The 25,486-nt window shown below is 56.1% G+C and carries 9 protein-coding genes, 3 tRNA genes, 7 rRNA genes and 1 pseudogene; 2 read left to right on the top strand and 18 right to left on the bottom strand.

Annotation, left to right across the window (positions count from 1 at the left end):
* Both otsB and JOE62_RS04140 read left to right on the top strand, forming a co-directional pair.
* Positions 1 to 780 carry a trehalose-phosphatase gene (gene otsB, locus JOE62_RS04145; protein ID WP_204720555.1) on the top strand — a complete coding sequence of 260 codons (780 nt, stop codon included), beginning with the start codon at positions 1 to 3 and terminating at the stop codon, positions 778 to 780.
* Positions 781 to 845: 65 nt separating this feature from the next.
* Positions 846 to 1,913 (top strand): ABC transporter ATP-binding protein, encoded by a 1,068-nt coding sequence (locus JOE62_RS04140; RefSeq protein WP_204720554.1) that lies wholly within the window; start codon positions 846 to 848, stop codon positions 1,911 to 1,913.
* Positions 1,914 to 2,035: 122 nt separating this feature from the next.
* On the opposite strand, the gene rrf (JOE62_RS04135) is transcribed toward JOE62_RS04140, so the two are convergent.
* From rrf (JOE62_RS04135) to JOE62_RS04055, 18 genes and pseudogenes are all read right to left on the bottom strand, one after another.
* Positions 2,036 to 2,152 (bottom strand): 5S ribosomal RNA (rrf, locus tag JOE62_RS04135).
* A 71-nt stretch (positions 2,153 to 2,223) separates the two neighbouring features.
* A complete protein-coding gene (locus JOE62_RS16590) occupies positions 2,224 to 2,547 on the bottom strand; it encodes a Rossmann-fold NAD(P)-binding domain-containing protein (RefSeq protein WP_338085742.1) in 324 nt (107 codons plus the stop codon).
* 83 nt (positions 2,548 to 2,630) lie between these two features.
* Positions 2,631 to 2,768 (bottom strand): hypothetical protein, encoded by a 138-nt coding sequence (locus tag JOE62_RS16585; protein WP_338085741.1) that lies wholly within the window; start codon positions 2,766 to 2,768, stop codon positions 2,631 to 2,633.
* A gap of 577 nt (positions 2,769 to 3,345) precedes the next feature.
* A 5S ribosomal RNA gene (rrf, locus tag JOE62_RS04125) occupies positions 3,346 to 3,462 on the bottom strand.
* Positions 3,463 to 3,626: 164 nt separating this feature from the next.
* Positions 3,627 to 6,761, bottom strand: a 23S ribosomal RNA gene (locus tag JOE62_RS04120).
* A 596-nt stretch (positions 6,762 to 7,357) separates the two neighbouring features.
* Positions 7,358 to 8,883 (bottom strand): 16S ribosomal RNA (locus JOE62_RS04115).
* Together the 16S, 23S and 5S rRNA genes form the textbook arrangement of a ribosomal RNA operon.
* Positions 8,884 to 10,204: 1,321 nt before the next feature.
* A tRNA-Glu gene (locus JOE62_RS04110) sits at positions 10,205 to 10,280 on the bottom strand.
* 47 nt (positions 10,281 to 10,327) lie between these two features.
* Positions 10,328 to 10,399, bottom strand: a tRNA-Gln gene (locus tag JOE62_RS04105).
* Positions 10,400 to 10,687: 288 nt separating this feature from the next.
* Positions 10,688 to 10,761: transfer RNA gene (locus JOE62_RS04100), tRNA-Pro, on the bottom strand.
* 108 nt (positions 10,762 to 10,869) lie between these two features.
* Positions 10,870 to 12,246 carry an FAD-binding oxidoreductase gene (locus JOE62_RS04095; RefSeq protein ID WP_204720552.1) on the bottom strand — a complete coding sequence of 459 codons (1,377 nt, stop codon included), beginning with the start codon at positions 12,244 to 12,246 and terminating at the stop codon, positions 10,870 to 10,872.
* A gap of 214 nt (positions 12,247 to 12,460) precedes the next feature.
* Positions 12,461 to 13,677: pseudogene (locus JOE62_RS04090) on the bottom strand (amino acid permease); the annotation flags it as partial.
* Between the two features lie 1,069 nt (positions 13,678 to 14,746).
* Positions 14,747 to 14,863 (bottom strand): 5S ribosomal RNA (rrf, locus tag JOE62_RS04085).
* A gap of 163 nt (positions 14,864 to 15,026) precedes the next feature.
* Positions 15,027 to 18,161, bottom strand: a 23S ribosomal RNA gene (locus JOE62_RS04080).
* A gap of 596 nt (positions 18,162 to 18,757) precedes the next feature.
* Positions 18,758 to 20,283: ribosomal RNA gene (locus JOE62_RS04075) — 16S ribosomal RNA — on the bottom strand.
* Between the two features lie 563 nt (positions 20,284 to 20,846).
* Positions 20,847 to 21,794 carry a 23S rRNA (guanosine(2251)-2'-O)-methyltransferase RlmB gene (gene rlmB, locus JOE62_RS04070; protein WP_128471618.1) on the bottom strand — a complete coding sequence of 316 codons (948 nt, stop codon included), beginning with the start codon at positions 21,792 to 21,794 and terminating at the stop codon, positions 20,847 to 20,849.
* Between the two features lie 51 nt (positions 21,795 to 21,845).
* Positions 21,846 to 23,297: a cysteine--tRNA ligase gene (cysS, locus tag JOE62_RS04065; protein WP_204720550.1), complete on the bottom strand. Its 1,452-nt coding sequence runs from the start codon at positions 23,295 to 23,297 to the stop codon at positions 21,846 to 21,848.
* Positions 23,298 to 23,384: 87 nt separating this feature from the next.
* Positions 23,385 to 24,653: a 2-C-methyl-D-erythritol 4-phosphate cytidylyltransferase gene (gene ispD / locus JOE62_RS04060; protein WP_204720548.1), complete on the bottom strand. Its 1,269-nt coding sequence runs from the start codon at positions 24,651 to 24,653 to the stop codon at positions 23,385 to 23,387.
* Positions 24,654 to 24,730: 77 nt separating this feature from the next.
* Positions 24,731 to 25,216 (bottom strand): CarD family transcriptional regulator, encoded by a 486-nt coding sequence (locus tag JOE62_RS04055; protein WP_038993823.1) that lies wholly within the window; start codon positions 25,214 to 25,216, stop codon positions 24,731 to 24,733.
* Positions 25,217 to 25,486 lie beyond the last annotated feature (270 nt).

The following is a 25,486-nucleotide window of genomic DNA, read 5'->3' as shown; positions in this document are numbered from 1 at the left end:
TTGCCAGAACTAGATCCTTCCCTGCATGCCGCGCTGGCTGAGTTTGCCGAGCACGAGCGGGTGCTCGTGGCTTTGGACTTTGATGGAACGATGTCCCCGCTGGTCGACCGGCCGCAAGATGCCCGGCCGCTGCCTCAGACCGCTGCCGCCTTCGAGCAGCTGGCGGCCAGCCCTGGCGTATACACCGCTGTAGTGTCGGGCCGTAACCTGCAGTCCTTGCGCGAGGTCTACCCGCAGCCGCGTCCAGGGATTTGCATTGGCTCGCACGGCGCCGAACGTGTGGTTCCGTCCCGGCTGGGCGCAAACTGGCAGGATGAGCCGCTGACCGCCGAGCAAACCGTACTGCTTGGGACAGTGACCCAGCGCTTGGAGCACGTCGCACAGCTGCATGAGAACGCCAGCTTGGAGTACAAGCCGTCGGCCACGGTCCTGCATGTCCGCCAGGCACTGCCGGATGCGGCTGCCAAGGCTTTGGCACAGGCGCGGCAAGCCCTTGCTGATTTGGACGGTGTGAAACTGCTCGATGGCAAGGCGGTCTTGGAAGCCACCGTGCATCACGGCGACAAAGGCCAAAGCCTGCAGTGGCTGCGTGAGACCCTCGACGTGCAGGCGGTCCTTTTTGCTGGCGATGACGTCACCGACGAGAACGGATTCAGGGTCCTCGGCGCGGAAGATGTGGGCATCAAGGTGGGTTCCGAGCCAACAGCGGCAGCGTACTCAATCTCTTCGCCTGCTGAATTGCCAGATATTTTGAAAAGTCTGATTTCCATGCGAAACTGAAGTGTCCCAATTCACTTTCACTACGGATCGTCGGGCACGTACCTGCCCGTGAAAGGATTGTCATCATGGCAACTGTGACCTTTGAAAAGGCCACCCGCATTTATCCGGGCGCACTAGTGCCCTCCGTCGACGCTATCGACTTGGAAATCCAGGATGGAGAATTCCTCGTTTTGGTTGGCCCCTCGGGTTGCGGCAAGTCCACCACTCTGCGCATGCTTGCAGGCTTGGAAGAAGTAAATTCCGGCCGCATTCTCATTGGCGACAAGGACGTGACCAACGTTCCGCCAAAGGACCGTGACATCGCCATGGTCTTCCAGAACTACGCGCTGTACCCCCACATGACCGTTGCCGAGAATATGGGCTTTGCCTTGAAGATCGCCGGCGTGAACAAGGAAGAACGCAAGCAGCGCGTGTTGGAGGCCGCCAAGCTTCTCGACTTGGAGAAGTACTTGGACCGCAAGCCCAAGGCCCTCTCGGGCGGCCAGCGCCAGCGTGTAGCCATGGGCCGCGCCATTGTCCGTTCGCCTCAGGTGTTCTTGATGGACGAACCTCTGTCCAACCTCGATGCAAAGCTGCGCGTGCAGACCCGTACCCAGATCGCTTCTCTGACACGACGTCTGGGAGTCACGACCGTTTATGTGACCCACGACCAGGTGGAAGCGCTGACCATGGGCGACCGCGTTGCGGTGCTCAAGGACGGCGAATTGCAGCAGGTAGGCACCCCACGCGAGCTCTACGATCGCCCACGCAATGTGTTCGTCGCAGGCTTCATCGGTTCCCCCGCCATGAATTTGGTCCAGCTGCAGTCGTCCAATGGACAGGTCGCTTTCGGCTCAACCGCTATCGACGCACCGGGAGCCCAGGGCGGAACCACTTTGGGCTTCCGTCCAGAGGACGTCGAGATTGTCGGTGCCGGCGAAGGCATCGAGATTGTCGTAGACGTGGTTGAAGAGCTCGGCGCAGATGCCTACATCTACGGCTCAGCGGAGCTGGGCGGCGAAACCCAGATGGTGGTTGTTCGTGTTGATGGCCGTACCCCTCCTGAGCGTGGAGCGCGCATCAACATTGCGCCAAATATGCAGCATGTGCACCTGTTTGATACGGAAAGCGGTCTGCGTTTGGACCACGCCTAATACCTGCATTATCGGCGGCTCGGAAATGATTTTCCGAGCCGCCGATGATTTAAACGGTGGCGCACCTTCACGGTTAAACATCGAAGGCCCCGAACTCTCGTTCGGGACCTTCGGCAAATTATGCCCGGCGATGACCTACTCTCCCACACCCTCCCGAGTGCAGTACCATCGGCGCTGTGGGTCTTAGCTTCCAGGTTCGGTATGGAGCTGGGCGTTTCCCCCACGCTATGATCGCCGTAACTCTATACCTCGTGGCTAGCCACGGGAAAACTACGGTGTCATTCGCGATTGCGACAACTCCATAACTATATCAAGCGCGCAGGTGTTGCGCCACTTCAGAACCGGTTGGCAACAGTGTCCTTCGCCATACACGGCTTCCTGATCTAGCTCCAGATGTTATCCCCTCGCAACGTCGTCTCGGCACCGCCATCGCAGTAGATGGTTTGGCCGGTGACGTGGGTGTTTTGTTTTCATCACTCGTCAGCCACAGCAGCAGCCTGGCGACCACCACAGCCTCAGAGTCGTAGTTCAGCGGCATCGGCACATTCTTGTCGACCATTGCCTTGCCTTCGTCGGTGGCCAGCAATTCGCGAGTCATGTTGGTGATCACGGTACCAGGAGCCGCAGCATTCAATGGGATTCCTGCGCCGGCCCACTTCTCCGTGATGCATTCACGGCGTACCCAGCGGCTCAGCGCGCGCTAGGAGGACGGGTAGTTCAAGTAGCCGGTCCAGGGCCAGCGGCTTCCAGTTCCGCGCCAATGGCCAGGGCTGCCTCTTCGTCGCCCGTAATCAATGCTTCAACGAGTTCAGCGGAATTCTGCCGGATCGGAGCCATCGAGGACACGACGGCCACACGTGGTGCCTCCGAGTGCCCCAGAGATGGCAGGAGGCCTTCCAAATACTCGGTAACACCGAAGTAGTTTACCGATACCGTAATTGCCTTAGGAGCCGAAATACCCGCGGCGGCGATGACAGCGTCAATTTTGCCTTCGGAAAGCTATAGAGTCTGCTTGATGGCACTTTTCCGGCCCTCCTGAGTCGACAGGTCAGTCGCGACGTCAGTATCGCGTAGATCAACGCCGATGACCTTGTGCCCACGTTCGCGAATCAATTCAGTTGCGGCTGCACCAATGCCGGAAGCAGCGCCAGTAACGACATAAGTTCTCACGTTCGGTTTCCCACTTTCGCAATTGGAAGATGAGTCGAGAGACCATCGATGAGTCAGTCGCGGCTTTTCGGTGTCCACTTGAACTATACGATGCCTAAGTCAAGCATTTGTGGTCGCAGGTAGACGCGGCAGCGGCCAGCACCCGAATCCCCTTAAACAAAAACAGGCCAGGCACTCATGCCTGACCCCCAAGCCCTCCCACGGGTTAAACAGGTGAGGCTCCAACCATCACTGGTTAGAGCCTCAAACCCACTTAGGTTAAGTCCGGCGGTGACCTACTCTCCCACACCCTCACGAGTGCAGTACCATCGGCGCAATGGGCCTTAGCTTCCGGGTTCGGTATGGGACCGGGCGTTTCCCCCACGCTATGACCGCCGTAACAATCACGAAGCACACAAACCAAATATTTCCTGGTCAGTGTTTTCCGGTGCTACAAAGTCTTGTAACTCATCTTGCATTTATTGGTTAGAGGTTGTTGTCTCGTAACCGCATAGTGAACGCGAACAGCATTGAAATCATCAGTTCAAATCATTGTTTTATTGTGTGTTGAAAGCCATCGGCCTATTAGTACAGGTCAGCTGCACAAGTCTTCAGTTCTTGCTTCCACATCCTGCCTATCAACCCAGTGGTCTAGCTGGGGGCCTCTCACACACAATGGTGCATGGAAATCTCATCTCGAAGCAGGCTTCCCGCTTAGATGCTTTCAGCGGTTATCCCTTCCAAACGTAGCTAATCAGCGATGCACTTGGCAGTACAACTGACACACCAGAGGTTCGTCCGTCCCGGTCCTCTCGTACTAAGGACAGCCCTTCTCAAATTTCCAACGCGCGCAGCGGATAGGGACCGAACTGTCTCACGACGTTCTAAACCCAGCTCGCGTACCGCTTTAATGGGCGAACAGCCCAACCCTTGGGACCTACTCCAGCCCCAGGATGCGACGAGCCGACATCGAGGTGCCAAACCATGCCGTCGATATGGACTCTTGGGCAAGATCAGCCTGTTATCCCCGAGGTACCTTTTATCCGTTGAGCGACGGCCCTTCCACGAGGTGCCGCCGGATCACTAGTCCCGACTTTCGTCCCTGCTCGAGCTGTCACTCTCACAGTCAAGCTCCCTTGTGCACTTACACTCGACACCTGATTGCCAACCAGGCTGAGGGAACCTTTGGGCGCCTCCGTTACATTTTAGGAGGCAACCGCCCCAGTTAAACTACCCATCAGGCACTGTCCCTGAACCAGATCATGGTCCGAAGTTAGGTGACCGGTACAGCCAGAGTGGTATTTCAACGATGACTCCACCTGAACTAGCGTCCAAGCTTCACAGTCTCCCACCTATCCTACACAAGCTGCACCGAACACCAATACCAAACTATAGTAAAGGTCTCGGGGTCTTTCCGTCCTGCTGCGCGTAACGAGCATCTTTACTCGTACTGCAATTTCGCCGAGTTCATGGTTGAGACAGCGGGGAAGTCGTTACTCCATTCGTGCAGGTCGGAACTTACCCGACAAGGAATTTCGCTACCTTAGGATGGTTATAGTTACCACCGCCGTTTACTGGGGCTTAAATTCTCAGCTTCGCCACAAGGGCTAACCAGTCCTCTTAACCTTCCAGCACCGGGCAGGAGTCAGTCCGTATACATCGTCTTGCGACTTCGCACGGACCTGTGTTTTTAGTAAACAGTCGCTTCCCCCTGGTCTCTGCGGCCCACACCCGCCTCCGGAGAGCACGTCTCCATCACGGGGCAGGCCCCCCTTCTTCCGAAGTTACGGGGGCATTTTGCCGAGTTCCTTAACCATGATTCTCTCGATCGCCTTAGTATTCTCTACCTGATCACCTGTGTCGGTTTGGGGTACGGGCGGACTGGGACCTCGCGCCGATGCTTTTCTAGGCAGCATAGGATCACCGAATCACCCCATAAACGGGGCGCCTATCAGGTCTCAGAACATATGAGCGGCGGATTTGCCAACCACTCTTCCTACACCCTTGGACCAGGTCAATTCCATTGCCTGGCTCGGCTACCTTCCTGCGTCACACCTGTTAATACGCTGACCTCACTGCATCGGTTCCCACCACATCACACAACCAGCAACCCGAAGGCCGCAACAGCCATGATCCGTCATGGTTAGCATCCACAGCTTGGTATGGGCGGTCCTTCGCCGGTACGGGAATATCAACCCGTTGTCCATCGACTACGCCTGTCGGCCTCGCCTTAGGTCCCGACTAACCCAGGGCAGATTAGCTTAACCCTGGAACCCTTGATCATTCGGCGGACGGGTTTCTCACCCGTCATTCGCTACTCATGCCTGCATTCTCACTCGTGTGGCCTCCACCGCTGGTTTCCACCGCGACTTCACCGTCCACACGACGCTCCCCTACCCATCCAAGCACCCAATCGAAACCAGGCTAATACTTGAATGACGCAACTTCGGCGGTGTGCTTGAGCCCCGCTACATTATCGGCGCGGAATCACTTGACCAGTGAGCTATTACGCACTCTTTCAAGGGTGGCTGCTTCTAAGCCAACCTCCTGGTTGTCACAGCAACTCCACATCCTTTTCCACTTAGCACACGCTTAGGGGCCTTAGTTGGCGTTCTGGGCTGTTTCCCTCTCGACTATGAAGCTTATCCCCCACAGTCTCACTGCTGCGCTCTCACTTGCCGGCATTCGGAGTTTGGCTAAGGTCAGTAACCTTGTAGGGCCCATCGCCTATCCAGTAGCTCTACCTCCAGCAAGAAACACGCAACGCTGCACCTAAATGCATTTCGGGGAGAACCAGCTATCACGAAGTTTGATTGGCCTTTCACCCCTACCCACAGCTCATCCCCTCCATTTTCAACTGAAGTGGGTTCGGTCCTCCACACGCTCTTACACGCGCTTCAACCTGGCCATGGGTAGATCACTTCGCTTCGGGTCTAGATCACGCCACTCAAACGCCCTATTCAGACTCGCTTTCGCTACGGCTTCCCCACACGGGTTAACCTCGCGACGTAACACTAACTCGCAGGCTCATTCTTCAAAAGGCACGCCATCACCCAGGAACAAGTCCCAGGCTCTAACGGATTGTAAGCGCACGGTTTCAGGTACTATTTCACTCCCCTCCCGGGGTACTTTTCACCATTCCCTCACGGTACTGATTCACTATCGGTCATCAAGTAGTATTCAGGCTTACCAGGTGGTCCTGGCAGATTCACACAAGGTTTCACGGGCCCCGTGCTACTCGGGTATCAACACTAGAACGGCAGACACGCATTACACCTACGGGACTATCACCCTCTCTGGTCCGGCATTCCAACCGATTCACCTATACGCCTGCACCTCATCCCACCAGCAAGATAGCGCTGGTACATGTCAACCCCACAACCCCGGTGATGCAACGCCTATCCGCTATCACACACCAACCGGTTTAGCCCCATCCGCGTTCGCTCGCCACTACTAACGGAATCACTATTGTTTTCTCTTCCTGCGGGTACTGAGATGTTTCACTTCCCCGCGTTCCCTCCACACAGCCTATACATTCAGCTGCAGGTCACACCACATAACATGGTGCGGGGTTCCCCCATTCGGAAATCCTGGTCTCAACGTCCGGTTATCGACTCCACCAGGCTTATCGCAGATTCCCACGTCCTTCATCGGCTCTTGATGCCAAGGCATCCACCGTGCGCCCTTAAAAACTTCAACACAAATAAAAGTCTCAGAATTGAGCAATAAAACAATCTAACAAAATCACGCAGACAAGACTCCAACACCAGGCAATCCCAGGAAAAGGACTACCCAGCTCATCTCATCTGCAAGATGCTCGCGTTCACTATACAGTTCCCAAACAACAACCCCGCACCCCCGCAACAACACCCCAAAACCAACACCAACCAAAGGCCAGCATCAATCCAACAGGACATCCTTGCAGCAAACACAGGACAAACACCGAAACACCAAGAACCCCTCACCCAAGCGAACACCACCAGGACCCTCCCCACAGGAAGAACCCCGGCAACCATTCACCAGGAAAGGAGGCTTGTTGCCTCAAAACCCAACAGCATGCCAAACCATACAAACCACACAACACCCACACACCGCATTCCAGCACCGCAAGAAGAAAACCCCCTGCAATGCGTACTAGCAGATGCCCAAGCACCACGCGGCCACAGCCAATACCCCGCACCAGCATCAGCCAGCACGTTTTCCAGTATTGAGTCCATTGATATTCCACCCATGAGCAACCCACCCGGACAACACTCGTGTCCAGCATGGGCAACCAATAATGGTTAGCTCCTTAGAAAGGAGGTGATCCAGCCGCACCTTCCGGTACGGCTACCTTGTTACGACTTAGTCCCAATCGCCAGTCCCACCTTCGACGACTCCCCCCACACAAGGTGGTTAGGCCATCGGCTTCGGGTGTTACCAACTTTCGTGACTTGACGGGCGGTGTGTACAAGGCCCGGGAACGTATTCACCGCAGCGTTGCTGATCTGCGATTACTAGCGACTCCGACTTCATGGGGTCGAGTTGCAGACCCCAATCCGAACTGAGACCGGCTTTTAGGGATTAGCTCCACCTCACAGTATCGCAACCCATTGTACCGGCCATTGTAGCATGCGTGAAGCCCAAGACATAAGGGGCATGATGATTTGACGTCATCCCCACCTTCCTCCGAGTTGACCCCGGCAGTCTCCCATGAGTCCCCACCACTACGTGCTGGCAACATGGAACGAGGGTTGCGCTCGTTGCGGGACTTAACCCAACATCTCACGACACGAGCTGACGACAACCATGCACCACCTGTGAACCAGCCCCGAAGGGAAACCCCATCTCTGGAGCGGTCTGGCACATGTCAAGCCTTGGTAAGGTTCTTCGCGTTGCATCGAATTAATCCGCATGCTCCGCCGCTTGTGCGGGCCCCCGTCAATTCCTTTGAGTTTTAGCCTTGCGGCCGTACTCCCCAGGCGGGGCACTTAATGCGTTAGCTACGGCGCGGAAAACGTGGAATGTCCCCCACACCTAGTGCCCAACGTTTACGGCATGGACTACCAGGGTATCTAATCCTGTTCGCTCCCCATGCTTTCGCTCCTCAGCGTCAGTAAATGCCCAGAGACCTGCCTTCGCCATCGGTGTTCCTCCTGATATCTGCGCATTTCACCGCTACACCAGGAATTCCAGTCTCCCCTACATCACTCTAGTCTGCCCGTACCCACCGCAGATCCGAGGTTGAGCCTCGGACTTTCACGGCAGACGCGACAAACCGCCTACGAGCTCTTTACGCCCAATAAATCCGGATAACGCTTGCGCCCTACGTATTACCGCGGCTGCTGGCACGTAGTTAGCCGGCGCTTCTTCTGCAGGTACCGTCACTTTCGCTTCTTCCCTACTGAAAGAGGTTTACAACCCGAAGGCCGTCATCCCTCACGCGGCGTCGCTGCATCAGGCTTTCGCCCATTGTGCAATATTCCCCACTGCTGCCTCCCGTAGGAGTCTGGGCCGTGTCTCAGTCCCAGTGTGGCCGGTCACCCTCTCAGGCCGGCTACCCGTCGTCGCCTTGGTGAGCCATTACCTCACCAACAAGCTGATAGGCCGCGAGTCCATCCCCCACCGATAAATCTTTCCACCACAAAACATGCGTTCCATGGTCATATCCGGTATTAGACCCAGTTTCCCGGGCTTATCCCAGAGTCGGGGGCAGGTTACTCACGTGTTACTCACCCGTTCGCCACTAATCCACCCAGCAAGCTGGGCTTCATCGTTCGACTTGCATGTGTTAAGCACGCCGCCAGCGTTCATCCTGAGCCAGGATCAAACTCTCCATAAAAAACAAAAAGCCACCAGCAACCCCTTGGAAAAGAAGGGCGAAGCCGATGAAGTCCTGGCGAATAATAAAACACTCAAGAACACTGCACGGGGGTGCAATGCCTCAAGCAAATGTTATGTATTCACCAAATAAAAATATTCGGTATCAACAAACTTGGCACACTATTGAGTTCTCAAACAACAAACACTCTCGACACCACACCAGCCATCCTCTGATGGCCACTGCTTCGCTCCGGAGCAACTTTTCCAACTTACCAGACTTCCTGATCCGATCAAAATCGGTGGAAAACCTTGAGTGGAAAGTGATTGGCTGCCGGGTAAACATTCGGTAGATTCCGTGGTGTTTCCGTTCCGGCAACAGATAAAAACTATACACAGGTTCTCAGGGCTCCGCAAATCGATAGGACGCTTTTTGCAGTGATCGTCGTTACACTATGAGGGCATGTTCCACGGCGGCATATTGGCACGCCCCAAGAGTCTTTCGCTTGGTTCGAGAATCTAAGGGCCCTCGCCTCGATGTCTGCTGGATCTCCATACGAATAGCGAACATTCTCAGGATGGCAGAATCGTCAATGCCCAGGATCCGAAGACCATGCTAAGCAAAGCATCGAAACGGATGCCAGCAATGCAGCCTGTGAACGCCTGGTCCATGCGGGATAAACGTACGACCCCGTGATTCCAAGAACCTTGACCAAACACCCAAAGTGCCGCCACGGTAAATCCCCTAGCTGCAATCGCTATGCAGAAGAATTTGATGGGCTGTATTCGTTTGTATCCAAAAGTAATGTCATCAAAAGTTAGACGTCGAACGGCGCTTGGACGCCACGGTGGCCGTTGCCCTAGCCACAGGTGATCTGGAGTGGACTAGTCCCGCAGGCCGTAAAACGGGAGTTCATGATTCGCAACGAGGCAAGACGGACACCGTGTCGTTCTACACCCAAGAAGGCGCCGGCCTACCTTCGATGCCGTTTCAGTGTTGCGCGCAATCTGCGTCAGTCCGTATTTCACTGGTACATCCATTGAGCCAACGACTCAGGCGATCACGACAGGTTTCAGTAGGACCTATGAAGAGATCGTTGAAACGCAGTGGTGGCTCTACGGCTCTACGGCAATACGGCTCTACGGCTCTACGGCTCTACGGCTCTACGGCTCTACGGCTCTACGGCCAGTGTCCCGTCATCCACTTTACAACTGCAAACCAAGCCGGCCTTGTCGAAGGGATGCCTAGTTTGGGGAAGCTCCAGTTAAAGCCGAATTCGAATCCGTCCATAGTTTTCGTGCATAAAAAAATCGCGGAACATAAGTTCCGCGATTTTTTGCTTTGGTGACCCCAACGGGATTCGAACCCGTGTTGCTGCCGTGAGAGGGCAGAGTACTAGGCCGCTATACGATGGGGCCGTATGCTGAAGAAAATCTTCAGCTCACCAAATTTCTTTGGTGAAGCGCTGGGATACCAGGACTCGAACCTAGAATGACGGAACCAGAAACCGTTGTGTTGCCAATTACACCATATCCCAATGTGACTTGGTATTCGTTTGCTTCAGCAGCCGAAACTGATCCGCATTGAATGCCTTAGCACGAGATATAACTATACCTAAAAAAATCTCAGATCGCACATCCTGAGGCGATATCCTCGAGTGATCTGCAGCTCGTTTGCTGGAACGCTTGTTATGGAACTGCCATTCGCTACAGGACAGCCTTCAAATTGCCCCCTAAAACCCAGAAGGCTATTTAGGTTTTACCGGGTGTTGCTGGGGCGGCTTAACGCAAAAAAGGGGAACCGTAGTTCCCCCTTTTGCTGCAAGTCGGGATAACAGGATTTGAACCTGCGACCTCGTCGTCCCGAACGACGCGCGCTACCAAGCTGCGCCATATCCCGTGGTTACAACCCTTTCACTATACACCCGTGCAGAACTATTTTCAGAGTCCGCCATGCCTGCGCGTTTCGCCTCGCCAGTTTATTGGCTGCCCCTCGTAGGTTCTTACTTTAAATAGCTTTCCCGGGATTCAAGATATTCAACGGATCCAGAAGACGTTTGATCTCCTGTTGGAGTTCGACCACTTCACTTGATTGCTCCCATTGCAACCAATCCTTTTTAATCAATCCGACACCGTGTTCACCGGTAATCGTGCCGCCTAGTTCCAAAGCAATGCGCACTGAGGCCTCAACCGCACGGTCTAGCCTGGCTAAGGGGTCCACACCGTCTTCTGGTTCTACAGAGAATGTCGGGTGCAGATTGCCATCGCCCACATGCGAAATCATCCGCATGTCGACGTTCTCTTCGCGTGCCACTTGTTGAACGCGGTGCACGTATTCAACCATTCTGCTTTTCGGAATGGCGACATCTTCGCCAGTGCGGTAAGCATCATCTTTGGTATCACCGCGGCTGGTTCGGCGCATTTCGATCAGCTTCGTAGCTCTGGGATCCGCTGAATTGCTTAGCTGTGCATTGCGTTCTTCGAAAACTTCACGGAGAGCAGATTCTTCACGCTCGGCGCCATAGCCATCTAGTCGAGCCAGCAACATGGCACCGCCGAGGCCTGCGTAATTCGTTGAGTACTGTTCATCGAGAATGAGCAACGTCGAGTGATCGATCAGTTCCAGAATGGCAGGTTGGATTCTAGCTTTGGCAATCAATTGAACGCCTTCGACTGCCTCCTCCAAGCTGAGGAACAATAGCGTTATGTCCCTTTCATCCACTGGAAGATAGCGCAATCGAACAACTGCGCGAACGACGACGCCCAATGTGCCCTCGGACCCTGTGAATAGGGCAGCGAGATCATAGCCAGCGACGCCCTTGAACGTGTTCTTGCCAACTCGGATTAGCCGGCCGTCAGCCAATACGACGTCTAGTGAGAGGACGGATTCACGAGTGACGCCATATTTCGCGCAACGCAAACCACCAGCATTGGTAGCGATATTGCCACCGATCGTCGACATCTTGTAGCTCGCAGGATCCGGGGCATACATGAGACCGAATTCTGCAACGGCTTCGTTCAGCTGATGATTGATGACGCCAGGTTCAACAACAGCGACTTCATCTTCCGGGCGGATTTCTAGAATTCTATTCATTCTACTCAGGTTCAACACGATGGCATCGCCTAGCACGTGAACGCCCCCGGAAACACCAGTGCCGGCACCGCGGCTAATCACCGGCACCTTGTATTCAGTGGCCAAGCGTAGAACTCGTTGGACATCCGCTACGGAACTGGCGAAAACCACGGCTAGCGGTTCAACGGGATTTCCCGACAATTGCCCGAAGTCCCTGGAGTTTTCTCGAAGCACCACACGCGATGTTTCGAGGGCTTCGTCCGGTAACGCTGCGCTTAAGGCATCTAGGAATTCAGCGTGGGTAGTTGCCATCGTCATCTCCACGAGTCGGTGTCTGCAGGTATTTACCTGAGACTAAGGCTTACGGCAGGCAAAGGTGAACTAGATGACTTGCCTATGCAATAGCTGTCCGGTGCACGGCGCTGTTTGTGCCCTCATTACGGGTCACCTTGCAGTAGGCCTAGGTCACGGCCCCAGCATTCTTTGAGGCTATCGCCGTTCAGCTGCTGAGGTCCCTTCCATCCACGGGCCACAACGGAACTGGGAATGCTGATGGTTCAAGAGCATCTCTGTCTATCCGATGCTTCATCCGGATATGCGAGATCAAGATCATCGACCAAACGACAACGGTCGCGGACGTAGCCAATGCAGCGATCAGGAAGAAGATCTGGTCTTCGAACCATATGTTCAGCACGACACCGATAAGCAGCGCACCGATCATCGATAAAGATATCACCCATGGGACACCGTTGGCCGTGGTCTTCGTGAACACCTGGGGTGCCTGGCCTTGCTTGACCATGCCGTGAATCATGCGTCCTGCGCCGAAGATGTCCGCGTTGATTGCTGAAAGTGCCGCTGTGATGACGATGAAATTCAGAACGTTCGTTGCAGACGAGAAACCGATGCTGGAGAAGATCGAGACGAATGGACTCTCATTGCCAACGATCGTGTTCCATGGCTGAATGCACATGATGACACCGAGCGTCAGTACGTAGAACAATAGGATGCGCACTGGGACAGAGTTGATCGCCTGCGGTATGACCTTTCGGGGGTTTTGTGCTTCGCCGGCAGTAAAGCCGATTACCTCGGTGCCACTGAATGCAAACATGACGATCGTCAGCGAGGCGAGAACTCACCAAATGCCGTGCGGCATGAAACCCTCGTTAGCGAAGAGATTGGATAGACCAGCGGCGCCTTCGCTTTGATTTCCCAGACCGAAGACAATTACGAGAACTCCACCGGCGATCATTGCAACGATGGCGACGACCTTGACCAGCGAGAACCAGAACTCCAGTTCCCCGAAGACTTTGACCGAAAGCAGGTTCACGGCAGCGATGAAGAAAACAACCGCCAAGATCCAGATCCATCGTTCAACGTTAGGGAACCAGAAGCCCATATACACGCCAAAAGCTGTCACATCTGCCAGAGCCACCACAAACATTTCAAAGGTGTAAGTCCACCCTGTGGCGAAGCCAGCGAAACGCCCGACAAATTCAGTGGCATAGTTGCGAATGAGCCGGAGGTCGGATTGCGGACGGCCATTTCTCCCAACGCACGCATCACCATGAACACCACTGCGCCACCGAGTATGTAGGCCAGCAGCACGGCTGGACCAGCCATTTGAATGGCGCTTGCAGAACCGTAGAATAAGCCAGTGCCGATCGCAGGCCCTAGGGCGATAAATCTGATATGCCGTGTACTCAAGCCGCATTTCATGTTTTGGCTTGTCTGGCTAGTTCGCATATAGCTCCTCCGAGATTCCTAGATGCTTAGTGGGCTCCTACTCACCTTTGCTGGTGCGCTTCAACCCCCGCCACCTATGTAATGGCAGTCACAAGCATGTCGGATCAGCGAAATGGTCAAGAGAGTCCGGAACCTCAGACTAGTGATAATTTGAAGCTGAGATACCGGACTGCAATTCTTTCAAGGGCTTTAATGAATCGTCATGATAAGCCTCTTGGAGCTTCGCCCACTAGAGCTGGCATGGAAATGTTTATCTGGTCTGGCTCCGTGCGCATTGCCGCCGCAGTCTCCTGAACCAGCCAACCGACAAAGTGGTGCACTCCGGAAAACTGACAGCAGGAACACGCATCTGTGGACCACAGGCGATCTATTGGAGGCCGAGGCTTCTGCTGTGCGCCTATGTCACTGCTTTCGTAAAAAGAGGTGAGAAGCCTCGCAATTGCGGATTCGGTGCCCAGTCGTCGGAAAAGCCGAACTAAGTGATTGCTCGTGGACTTGAGAACAGGTCAAAACAGCCAATGACGCTGGCGCTCAGTCGAGAATCACGTGACTCAACGTGGCTGCCACTTTTGCTTGGACGTCGCGTCCCGCACTGCTCGACATGCCTCGATCTAGCAGTGTTATTTCGCCGGGCGATCGAACCCGGCGAAGAACTGGACGGAGCTAATCGATAGCGTCAAGCAGGATAACGAAGTTGAGAGTAGGGGAGCATTTTAGCTTGGCGCGGGCAGTTTTCAATTGGCTATGACACCATCTCATGCCTGGCAACCACCCGTCAGTGGAAACAATTGAAACTAGAAAAGAATCCTCTGCTCCATACCCGGTTGCACTCGAACATCGGCTATCAGACTAAGTTGAAGTTCAATCCTTTAAGGTTGCCAGTCATCACAGCTGGCACCGCAACCCAATACCGGCCTGATCCATTGCGGGCCACGGCAGCGGCCAGCACCCGAATCCCCTTAAACAAAAACAGGCCAGGCACTCATGCCTGACCCCCAAGCCCTCCCACGGGTTAAACAGGTGAGGCTCCAACCATCACTGGTTAGAGCCTCAAACCCACTTAGGTTAAGTCCGGCGGTGACCTACTCTCCCACACCCTCACGAGTGCAGTACCATCGGCGCAATGGGCCTTAGCTTCCGGGTTCGGTATGGGACCGGGCGTTTCCCCCACGCTATGACCGCCGTAACAATCACGAAGCACACAAACCCTACGGTTTGGTGTTGCCTTCGGTGGCATGCAGCAAAGCACGCACAAAGCCAAGTATTCTCGGTTTGAGGTTGTTGTCTCGTAACCGCATAGTGAACGCGAACAGCATTGAAATCATCAGTTCAAATCATTGTTTTATTGTGTGTTGAAAGCCATCGGCCTATTAGTACAGGTCAGCTGCACAAGTCTTCAGTTCTTGCTTCCACATCCTGCCTATCAACCCAGTGGTCTAGCTGGGGGCCTCTCACACACAATGGTGCATGGAAATCTCATCTCGAAGCAGGCTTCCCGCTTAGATGCTTTCAGCGGTTATCCCTTCCAAACGTAGCTAATCAGCGATGCACTTGGCAGTACAACTGACACACCAGAGGTTCGTCCGTCCCGGTCCTCTCGTACTAAGGACAGCCCTTCTCAAATTTCCAACGCGCGCAGCGGATAGGGACCGAACTGTCTCACGACGTTCTAAACCCAGCTCGCGTACCGCTTTAATGGGCGAACAGCCCAACCCTTGGGACCTACTCCAGCCCCAGGATGCGACGAGCCGACATCGAGGTGCCAAACCATGCCGTCGATATGGACTCTTGGGCAAGATCAGCCTGTTATCCCCGAGGTACCTTTTATCCGTTGAGCGACGGCCCTTCCACGAGGTGCCGCCGGATCACTAGTCCCGACTTTCGTCCCTGCTCGAGCTGTCACTCTCACAGTCAAGCTCCCTTGTGCACTTACACTCGACACCTGATTGCCAACCAGGCTGAGGGAACCTTTGGGCGCCTCCGTTACATTTTAGGAGGCAACCGCCCCAGTTAAACTACCCATCAGGCACTGTCCCTGAACCAGATCATGGTCCGAAGTTAGGTGACCGGTACAGCCAGAGTGGTATTTCAACGATGACTCCACCTGAACTAGCGTCCAAGCTTCACAGTCTCCCACCTATCCTACACAAGCTGCACCGAACACCAATACCAAACTATAGTAAAGGTCTCGGGGTCTTTCCGTCCTGCTGCGCGTAACGAGCATCTTTACTCGTACTGCAATTTCGCCGAGTTCATGGTTGAGACAGCGGGGAAGTCGTTACTCCATTCGTGCAGGTCGGAACTTACCCGACAAGGAATTTCGCTACCTTAGGATGGTTATAGTTACCACCGCCGTTTACTGGGGCTTAAATTCTCAGCTTCGCCACAAGGGCTAACCAGTCCTCTTAACCTTCCAGCACCGGGCAGGAGTCAGTCCGTATACATCGTCTTGCGACTTCGCACGGACCTGTGTTTTTAGTAAACAGTCGCTTCCCCCTGGTCTCTGCGGCCCACACCCGCCTCCGGAGAGCACGTCTCCATCACGGGGCAGGCCCCCCTTCTTCCGAAGTTACGGGGGCATTTTGCCGAGTTCCTTAACCATGATTCTCTCGATCGCCTTAGTATTCTCTACCTGATCACCTGTGTCGGTTTGGGGTACGGGCGGACTGGGACCTCGCGCCGATGCTTTTCTAGGCAGCATAGGATCACCGAATCACCCCATAAACGGGGCGCCTATCAGGTCTCAGAACATACGAGCGGCGGATTTGCCAACCACTCTTCCTACACCCTTGGACCAGGTCAATTCCATTGCCTGGCTCGGCTACCTTCCTGCGTCACACCTGTTAATACGCTGACCTCACTGCATCGGTTCCCACCACATCACACAACCAGCAACCCGAAGGCCGCAACAGCCATGATCCGTCATGGTTAGCATCCACAGCTTGGTATGGGCGGTCCTTCGCCGGTACGGGAATATCAACCCGTTGTCCATCGACTACGCCTGTCGGCCTCGCCTTAGGTCCCGACTAACCCAGGGCAGATTAGCTTAACCCTGGAACCCTTGATCATTCGGCGGACGGGTTTCTCACCCGTCATTCGCTACTCATGCCTGCATTCTCACTCGTGTGGCCTCCACCGCTGGTTTCCACCGCGACTTCACCGTCCACACGACGCTCCCCTACCCATCCAAGCACCCAATCGAAACCAGGCTAATACTTGAATGACGCAACTTCGGCGGTGTGCTTGAGCCCCGCTACATTATCGGCGCGGAATCACTTGACCAGTGAGCTATTACGCACTCTTTCAAGGGTGGCTGCTTCTAAGCCAACCTCCTGGTTGTCACAGCAACTCCACATCCTTTTCCACTTAGCACACGCTTAGGGGCCTTAGTTGGCGTTCTGGGCTGTTTCCCTCTCGACTATGAAGCTTATCCCCCACAGTCTCACTGCTGCGCTCTCACTTGCCGGCATTCGGAGTTTGGCTAAGGTCAGTAACCTTGTAGGGCCCATCGCCTATCCAGTAGCTCTACCTCCAGCAAGAAACACGCAACGCTGCACCTAAATGCATTTCGGGGAGAACCAGCTATCACGAAGTTTGATTGGCCTTTCACCCCTACCCACAGCTCATCCCCTCCATTTTCAACTGAAGTGGGTTCGGTCCTCCACACGCTCTTACACGCGCTTCAACCTGGCCATGGGTAGATCACTTCGCTTCGGGTCTAGATCACGCCACTCAAACGCCCTATTCAGACTCGCTTTCGCTACGGCTTCCCCACACGGGTTAACCTCGCGACGTAACACTAACTCGCAGGCTCATTCTTCAAAAGGCACGCCATCACCCAGGAACAAGTCCCAGGCTCTAACGGATTGTAAGCGCACGGTTTCAGGTACTATTTCACTCCCCTCCCGGGGTACTTTTCACCATTCCCTCACGGTACTGATTCACTATCGGTCATCAAGTAGTATTCAGGCTTACCAGGTGGTCCTGGCAGATTCACACAAGGTTTCACGGGCCCCGTGCTACTCGGGTATCAACACTAGAACGGCAGACACGCATTACACCTACGGGACTATCACCCTCTCTGGTCCGGCATTCCAACCGATTCACCTATACGCCTGCACCTCATCCCACCAGCAAGATAGCGCTGGTACATGTCAACCCCACAACCCCGGTGATGCAACGCCTATCCGCTATCACACACCAACCGGTTTAGCCCCATCCGCGTTCGCTCGCCACTACTAACGGAATCACTATTGTTTTCTCTTCCTGCGGGTACTGAGATGTTTCACTTCCCCGCGTTCCCTCCACACAGCCTATACATTCAGCTGCAGGTCACACCACATAACATGGTGCGGGGTTCCCCCATTCGGAAATCCTGGCCTCAACGTCCGGTTATCGACTCCACCAGGCTTATCGCAGATTCCCACGTCCTTCATCGGCTCTTGATGCCAAGGCATCCACCGTGCGCCCTTAAAAACTTCAACACAAATCAAAGTCTCAGAATTGAGCAATAAAACAATCTAACAAAATCACGCAGACAAGACTCCAACACCAACCAGCCCCAGGAAAAGGACTACCCAGCTCATCTCATCTGCAAGATGCTCGCGTTCACTATACAGTTCCCAAACAACAACCCCGCACCCCCGCAACAACACCCCAAAACCAACACCAACCAAAGGCCAGCATCAATCCAACAGGACATCCTTGCAGCAAACACAGGACAAACACCGAAACACCAAGAACCCCTCACCCAAGCGAACACCACCAGGACCCTCCCCACAGGAAGAACCCCGGCAACCATTCACCAGGAAAGGAGGCTTGTTGCCTCAAAACCCAACAGCATGCCAAACCATACAAACCACACAACACCCACACACCGCATTCCAGCACCGCAAGAAGAAAACCCCCTGCAATGCGTACTAGCAGATGCCCAAGCACCACGCGGCCACAGCCAATACCCCGCACCAGCATCAGCCAGCACGTTTTCCAGTATTGAGTCCATTGATATTCCACCCATGAGCAACCCACCCGGACAACACTCGTGTCCAGCATGGGCAACCAATAATGGTTAGCTCCTTAGAAAGGAGGTGATCCAGCCGCACCTTCCGGTACGGCTACCTTGTTACGACTTAGTCCCAATCGCCAGTCCCACCTTCGACGACTCCCCCCACACAAGGTGGTTAGGCCATCGGCTTCGGGTGTTACCAACTTTCGTGACTTGACGGGCGGTGTGTACAAGGCCCGGGAACGTATTCACCGCAGCGTTGCTGATCTGCGATTACTAGCGACTCCGACTTCATGGGGTCGAGTTGCAGACCCCAATCCGAACTGAGACCGGCTTTTAGGGATTAGCTCCACCTCACAGTATCGCAACCCATTGTACCGGCCATTGTAGCATGCGTGAAGCCCAAGACATAAGGGGCATGATGATTTGACGTCATCCCCACCTTCCTCCGAGTTGACCCCGGCAGTCTCCCATGAGTCCCCACCACTACGTGCTGGCAACATGGAACGAGGGTTGCGCTCGTTGCGGGACTTAACCCAACATCTCACGACACGAGCTGACGACAACCATGCACCACCTGTGAACCAGCCCCGAAGGGAAACCCCATCTCTGGAGCGGTCTGGCACATGTCAAGCCTTGGTAAGGTTCTTCGCGTTGCATCGAATTAATCCGCATGCTCCGCCGCTTGTGCGGGCCCCCGTCAATTCCTTTGAGTTTTAGCCTTGCGGCCGTACTCCCCAGGCGGGGCACTTAATGCGTTAGCTACGGCGCGGAAAACGTGGAATGTCCCCCACACCTAGTGCCCAACGTTTACGGCATGGACTACCAGGGTATCTAATCCTGTTCGCTCCCCATGCTTTCGCTCCTCAGCGTCAGTAAATGCCCAGAGACCTGCCTTCGCCATCGGTGTTCCTCCTGATATCTGCGCATTTCACCGCTACACCAGGAATTCCAGTCTCCCCTACATCACTCTAGTCTGCCCGTACCCACCGCAGATCCGAGGTTGAGCCTCGGACTTTCACGGCAGACGCGACAAACCGCCTACGAGCTCTTTACGCCCAATAAATCCGGATAACGCTTGCGCCCTACGTATTACCGCGGCTGCTGGCACGTAGTTAGCCGGCGCTTCTTCTGCAGGTACCGTCACTTTCGCTTCTTCCCTACTGAAAGAGGTTTACAACCCGAAGGCCGTCATCCCTCACGCGGCGTCGCTGCATCAGGCTTTCGCCCATTGTGCAATATTCCCCACTGCTGCCTCCCGTAGGAGTCTGGGCCGTGTCTCAGTCCCAGTGTGGCCGGTCACCCTCTCAGGCCGGCTACCCGTCGTCGCCTTGGTGAGCCATTACCTCACCAACAAGCTGATAGGCCGCGAGTCCATCCCCCACCGATAAATCTTTCCACCACAAAACATGCGTTCCATGGTCATATCCGGTATTAGACCCAGTTTCCCGGGCTTATCCCAGAGTCGGGGGCAGGTTACTCACGTGTTACTCACCCGTTCGCCACTAATCCACCCAGCAAGCTGGGCTTCATCGTTCGACTTGCATGTGTTAAGCACGCCGCCAGCGTTCATCCTGAGCCAGGATCAAACTCTCCATAAAAAACAAAAAGCCACCAGCAACCCCTTGGAAAAAAAGGGCGAAGCCGATGAAGTCCTGGCGAATAAATAAAACACTCAAGAACACTGCACGGGGGTGCAATGCCTCAAGCACATAAAATATGTATTCACCAAATAAAAATATTCGGTATCAACAAACTTGGCACACTATTGAGTTCTCAAACAACAAACACTCTCGACACCACACCAGCCACCCTTTGGTGGCCACTGCTTCGCTCCGGAGCAACTTTTCCAGCTTACCACCGCGTTGACCATTGTCAACTCGGCGTTCCAGGCTGGTTCACCCCGCTGTTTCCTACTCGCCTTTTCAGGCCGTCCGGATCAGCAGCGCGAGATAAGACTCTACACGCATCCCACCACGAAGCAAAATCGGCCAGTTTCCGGAAACTGCCGCCCAGAACGCCCGGAATCATGCGGATTCTGCGCGCTCCAAGATGTATAACAGCTGAAAACAACGGAAATTTGTTGTTATGAAGCGGATCACCTTAACGACAGTGGGCCATAACTTGCCTTGGCAAGTTATGGCCCACTTATGGTGCTTGGAAGCTACTTCGCCTTCTCGGCACGCAAACGCGATACCTCGTAGAGCGAGATCCCGACAGCCATCGAAGCGTTCAGCGATTCCATTGCAGAGTCGATTGGAATCGAAACGATGGCGTCGCAGTTTTCGCGAACCAGACGGGACAGGCCCTTGCCCTCGGAACCAACCACGATGCACAGCGGGCCGGTTGCCAATTCGAAGTTCGGCAGCTGCATATCTCCACCGGCGTCGAGGCCGATCACGAAGATGCCGGCAGCCTTGATTTCCTTCAGCGCGCTGGTCAGGTTGCTGCACTTGGCAACAGGTACGCGGACCGCTGCACCGGCGCTGGTCTTCCATGCCGAGGCGGTCATCCCGACGCTGCGGCGTTCTGGAATGATCACGCCGTCTGCGCCGAAGGCCGATGCCGAACGGACAATCGCGCCCAGGTTACGCGGGTCGGTGATGCCATCCAGTGCCAAGAACAGCGGCTGGGTCTTGGTGTAGCCCTTGTCGAAGTCCTTGATGGTCTTGGTAGCCAGCTGGACTGCGTCCTTGTACTCGTATGGCGGGATCTGCAGGGCCAGGCCCTGGTGGATCGCGTCATCGGTCATGCGGTCCAGCTCAGGCTTGGATGCTTCCATCAGCGGGATGCCCAGCTCGGCAGCCAGCTTCAGGGATTCGCGGACGCGGTCATCGACGTCGATGCGGATGGCAACATGCAGCGCCTTGGCAGGGATGCCGGCGCGCAGCGCCTCCACGACGGAGTTGCGTCCGGTGACGAATTCGGCGTTGACCTTGATGCGTTCGGTGCGGCGGCCGGTGCTGCGCTTGGCAGCCGAGCGCTCGGCAAGTTGCTTGGCACGGTACGCCTTGTGGTACGGGCGGTCCTCCGCCTTGGGGGTCGGGCCCTTGCCCTCGAGGGATCGACGTCCCTTGCCACCACTACCCTTGGTTGGGCCCTTTTTGCTCATTGGTAATTGTCCTTTGGTTTTTGAGTTCGTTGGCGTCGCGTTGATTCGCGACTAGTTGTCCAGAGTCCAGCGGGCGCCATCGGCCGAATCCACCACGGTAATTCCGGCGGATGCCAGCGCATCGCGGATCGCATCGGAGCGTGCCCAGTCCTTGGCCGCCCGCGCTTCATCGCGTTCGGCCAGCTGCGCCTGGATCAGCTGGTCCAGGACCTCGTGCTCTGCGGAAGAATCAGACTCTTCATTGCTGCCGGCATCATCCAGGCCCAGCACCTGGGTCATGGCCAGGACCTGGCCCAGGGCCTTGGCGGCGGCAGCGTCATCACGCTGGTCCAGGGAAGCATTGCCGAGCCGAACGGTTTCATGCAGTGCGGCCAGCGCCATGGGAACGTTCAGGTCATCATCCATCGCGGTGCCGAAGGCTTCTGGCACCTCCGTGGCGGCGATGGCCTCGGCGGCGGCACCCAATCGGTAGCGCGCATTGGAGATGAAAGTGTCGACGCGATCCACCGCTGCCCCGGCCTCGGTCAGCGAGTCCGGACGGTAGTCGAGCATCGAACGGTAGTGCGCCTGGCCCAGGAAGTAGCGCACCACGCGGGCATCGGCCAGTGCGAGCATTTCTTCCGGAGAGATGGTGTTGCCGATGGACTTGGACATCTTCTCACCCTCGTAGGTGACCATGCCGTTGTGCATCCAGTAGTTGGCGAAGCCGTGGCCTGCAGCATTGGACTGGGCCATCTCGTTCTCGTGGTGCGGGAAGCGCAGATCCAGTCCGCCGCCGTGGATGTCGAATGCGCTGCCCAGGTACTTGCCGGCCATCGCCGAGCACTCGAGGTGCCAGCCTGGGCGGCCGCGTCCCCAGGGGCTCGGCCAGGAAGCGGTCAGCGGATCGGTGTCCTTGTGCCCCTTCCACAGCGCGAAGTCGCGTGGGTCCTTCTTGCCGCGCGGATCCGAATCCGGCGCATCCTGCATGTCGTCGACCTTCTGGCGGGTCAACGCGCCGTACTGCTCGTAGGAGCGCACGTCGAAGTAGACATCTCCGGAGCCGTCGGCTGCCGGGTAGGCGTGGCCGCGATCGATGAGCTGCTCAATCAGCTCATGCATTTCGGTGATGTGCCCGGTCGCGCGCGGCTCATAGGTCGGCCTGCGCACGCCCAGCGCCTCGTAGGCAAGCGAGAATTCCTGCTCGAAGCGGTACGCCAGGGCGAACCATTCTTCGCGCGGCTTGTAATGGGCATCGGCTTCGAAGTCCGCGGCGAAGGAGTTCGCCGACTTTTCCAGGATCTTGTCATCGATGTCGGTGACGTTGCGGACCGTCGTGACGGCGAAGCCGCGGTATTCGAGCCATCGCACCAGGATGTCGAAGACAATGGCACTGCGAACATGGCCCACGTGCGGCATGCCCTGCACGGTGGCGCCGCAGTAGTACAGCTTCACTTCGCCTTCCGCCAGTGGCTGGAAGTCGCGTACGGATGCTGTTTTGGTGTCATAGAATCGCAGGCTCACGCCTTTAAGGTTATCCGATGGATGCACGCTTTGTGCTTCACTTGTGACGCTCTCGATGCGCGATGCCCCGTGGCAGCGCCGACGGGCCTAATGCGAAACCGGATAGACCAGTGCGGTGGCATAGGCGGTCACGCCCTTGCCCTCCCCCTCGTACCCCAGCCCGTCGCTGGTAGTCGCAATGACGCTGACTGGGGCGCCGATCGCCTCGCTGAGCACCGCGTTGGCCTCCTCGCGGCGCGCGGCGAAGCGCGGGCGGCGGCCAACGAACTGCACCGAGACGTTGCCGATCTCGAATCCTGCCTCGCGCACCAGGCGGGCGGCTTCTGCAATCAGGCTCACACCGCTGGCACCGGCGAATTCCGGGCGGTCCACCCCGAAGTGCGTGCCCAGATCGCCAATGCCCGCTGCGGAGAACAGCGCATCGCAGGCAGCGTGCGCTACCGCGTCGCCATCGGAGTGGCCGGACAGCCCGATGTCCTCCGGGAAGTGCAGTCCTGCCAGCCACATTTCGCGGGCCGGGTCGTCGCTGACCGCGTGGACATCGATGCCGTTGCCGACTCGTGGCAGGATCATGGCTTCTTCCTTTGCACTGGGGTTGCTGGCTGGGCGGCTTGCCGCGAGCTTGCCGGCGGCGTCGAGGTCTTCGGGGTAGGTGACCTTCAGTGCTTGCTGCGATCCGGGCAGCACCTGGACTTCGGCGCCGAAAGCCCGCACGATCGACGCGTCATCGGTGACCAGCTCCAGTTCGGCTTCGGTGCAGGAATCCAGCCGGGCGTGGGCCGCGCGCAGCAGTGCCGCGTCAAAGCCCTGCGGGGTCTGCACCGCGCGCAGGGTGGAACGCGCCGGGGTTTCCTTGATGATCTCCTGCTCGCCGGAGGCATCGGGCTGAACCACGCAGATGGTGTCGGTGACATCCAATGCCGGAATCACCGCGTTGCACTGCTCATCGGCGAGGGCGACCAGCACCCTTTCATGCAGCTCGGCCGGGGCGAAAGCGCGGGCTGCGTCATGGACCAGGATATTCGCGGCCTCGGAACTGGCGACGGCTAGTCCTGCGCGAACCGATGCGGCGCGGCTTGCGCCACCGGGCACGGTGCGGACCCGTTCCCCGTATTGGGCCATGTCCGCGGCCAGTCGCTCGTCCTTTGGCGGGGTCACCACAATGATTTCGGTGATCTGCTCAACCCCGAGGATCCGGTCCACTGCATGTTCTGCCAGGGACTTCCCTGCCACCTGAACCATCGCCTTGGGAATTCCTGCGCCGAGGCGGGTTCCCATTCCGGCGGCCACGAGGATCAGGCTTGAATTTTGCGCTTCGCTTTGCTTCACAGCGCCCAGCTTATCGTGCCGCGTCATCCTGATTCGGATGCTTTAACGCCAAAAGCCGTGAAACGCTTGGGAGCGTTTCACGGCGATGCGTTACCGGTACTGGGTTAGGCCGAAGCCAGAACCTCGTCCAAGAGGCCTTCCGCCTTGGCCTCGTCCAGATCCTTGGCCAAGGCCAATTCACTGATCAATACCTGGCGAGCCTTGGCCAGCATGCGCTTTTCGCCTGCCGACAGACCACGGTCGTTTTCTCGGCGCCACAGGTCGCGAACTACTTCTGCAACCTTGATGACATCGCCGGAAGCGAGCTTCTCGACATTTGCCTTGTAGCGGCGCGACCAGTTGGTCGGCTCTTCGGTAAATTCAGCACGAAGGACGTCGAACACATGGTCCAAGCCTTCCTGACCTACCACGTCACGTACGCCAACAAGATCAACGTTCTCGGCTGGAACCTCGATGGTCAGGTCGCCCTGAGCCACCTTGAGCTTGAGATACATTTTCTCTTCGCCCTTGATCTTGCGCATCTTGATCTCTTCGATCATTGCGGCACCGTGGTGCGGGTAGACAACAGTCTCGCCAACCTCAAAAACCATGTGGATAAACCCCTTTCCCACGTCCTAGTCTACCATGTTTGCTATTCATGGCCTCGCGACTGTGCCCCATATAACCGCGAATTCATGCGGAATTGCCTCTTCCACTTGCAAGAGAAACATGCTATGAAGAAGGTAGGGCAGTCGATTGCACACCACCCCCTTTCCCAGAAACGGTTGTCTACAACTTGTCGAAAAGCGTGTGTTGCACGTCGCTAAATCGCGTCTTTGCGTGAAAAACAGCTAGGCTTAGAGGTAATCGTGGTCCTTTTC

The sequence above is a fragment of the Glutamicibacter nicotianae genome (assembly GCF_016907615.1).
In the GTDB taxonomy this organism is placed as follows: domain Bacteria; phylum Actinomycetota; class Actinomycetes; order Actinomycetales; family Micrococcaceae; genus Glutamicibacter; species Glutamicibacter nicotianae.
Note: the sequence above shows the minus strand (reverse complement) of the source record. Positions and strands in the feature narration are given on the sequence as shown.

What these genes read in the sequence shown, in the direction of transcription:
- JOE62_RS04140 (WP_204720554.1), top strand. Translation starts at nt 846, where the DNA reads ATGGCAACTGTGACCTTTGAAAAGGCCACCCGCATTTATCCGGGCGCA.
- JOE62_RS04095 (WP_204720552.1), bottom strand. Translation starts at nt 12,246, where the DNA reads ATGGCAACTACCCACGCTGAATTCCTAGATGCCTTAAGCGCAGCGTTA.
- rlmB (WP_128471618.1), bottom strand. Translation starts at nt 21,794, where the DNA reads ATGAGCAAAAAGGGCCCAACCAAGGGTAGTGGTGGCAAGGGACGTCGA.
- ispD (WP_204720548.1), bottom strand. Translation starts at nt 24,653, where the DNA reads ATGACGCGGCACGATAAGCTGGGCGCTGTGAAGCAAAGCGAAGCGCAA.
- JOE62_RS04055 (WP_038993823.1), bottom strand. Translation starts at nt 25,216, where the DNA reads ATGGTTTTTGAGGTTGGCGAGACTGTTGTCTACCCGCACCACGGTGCC.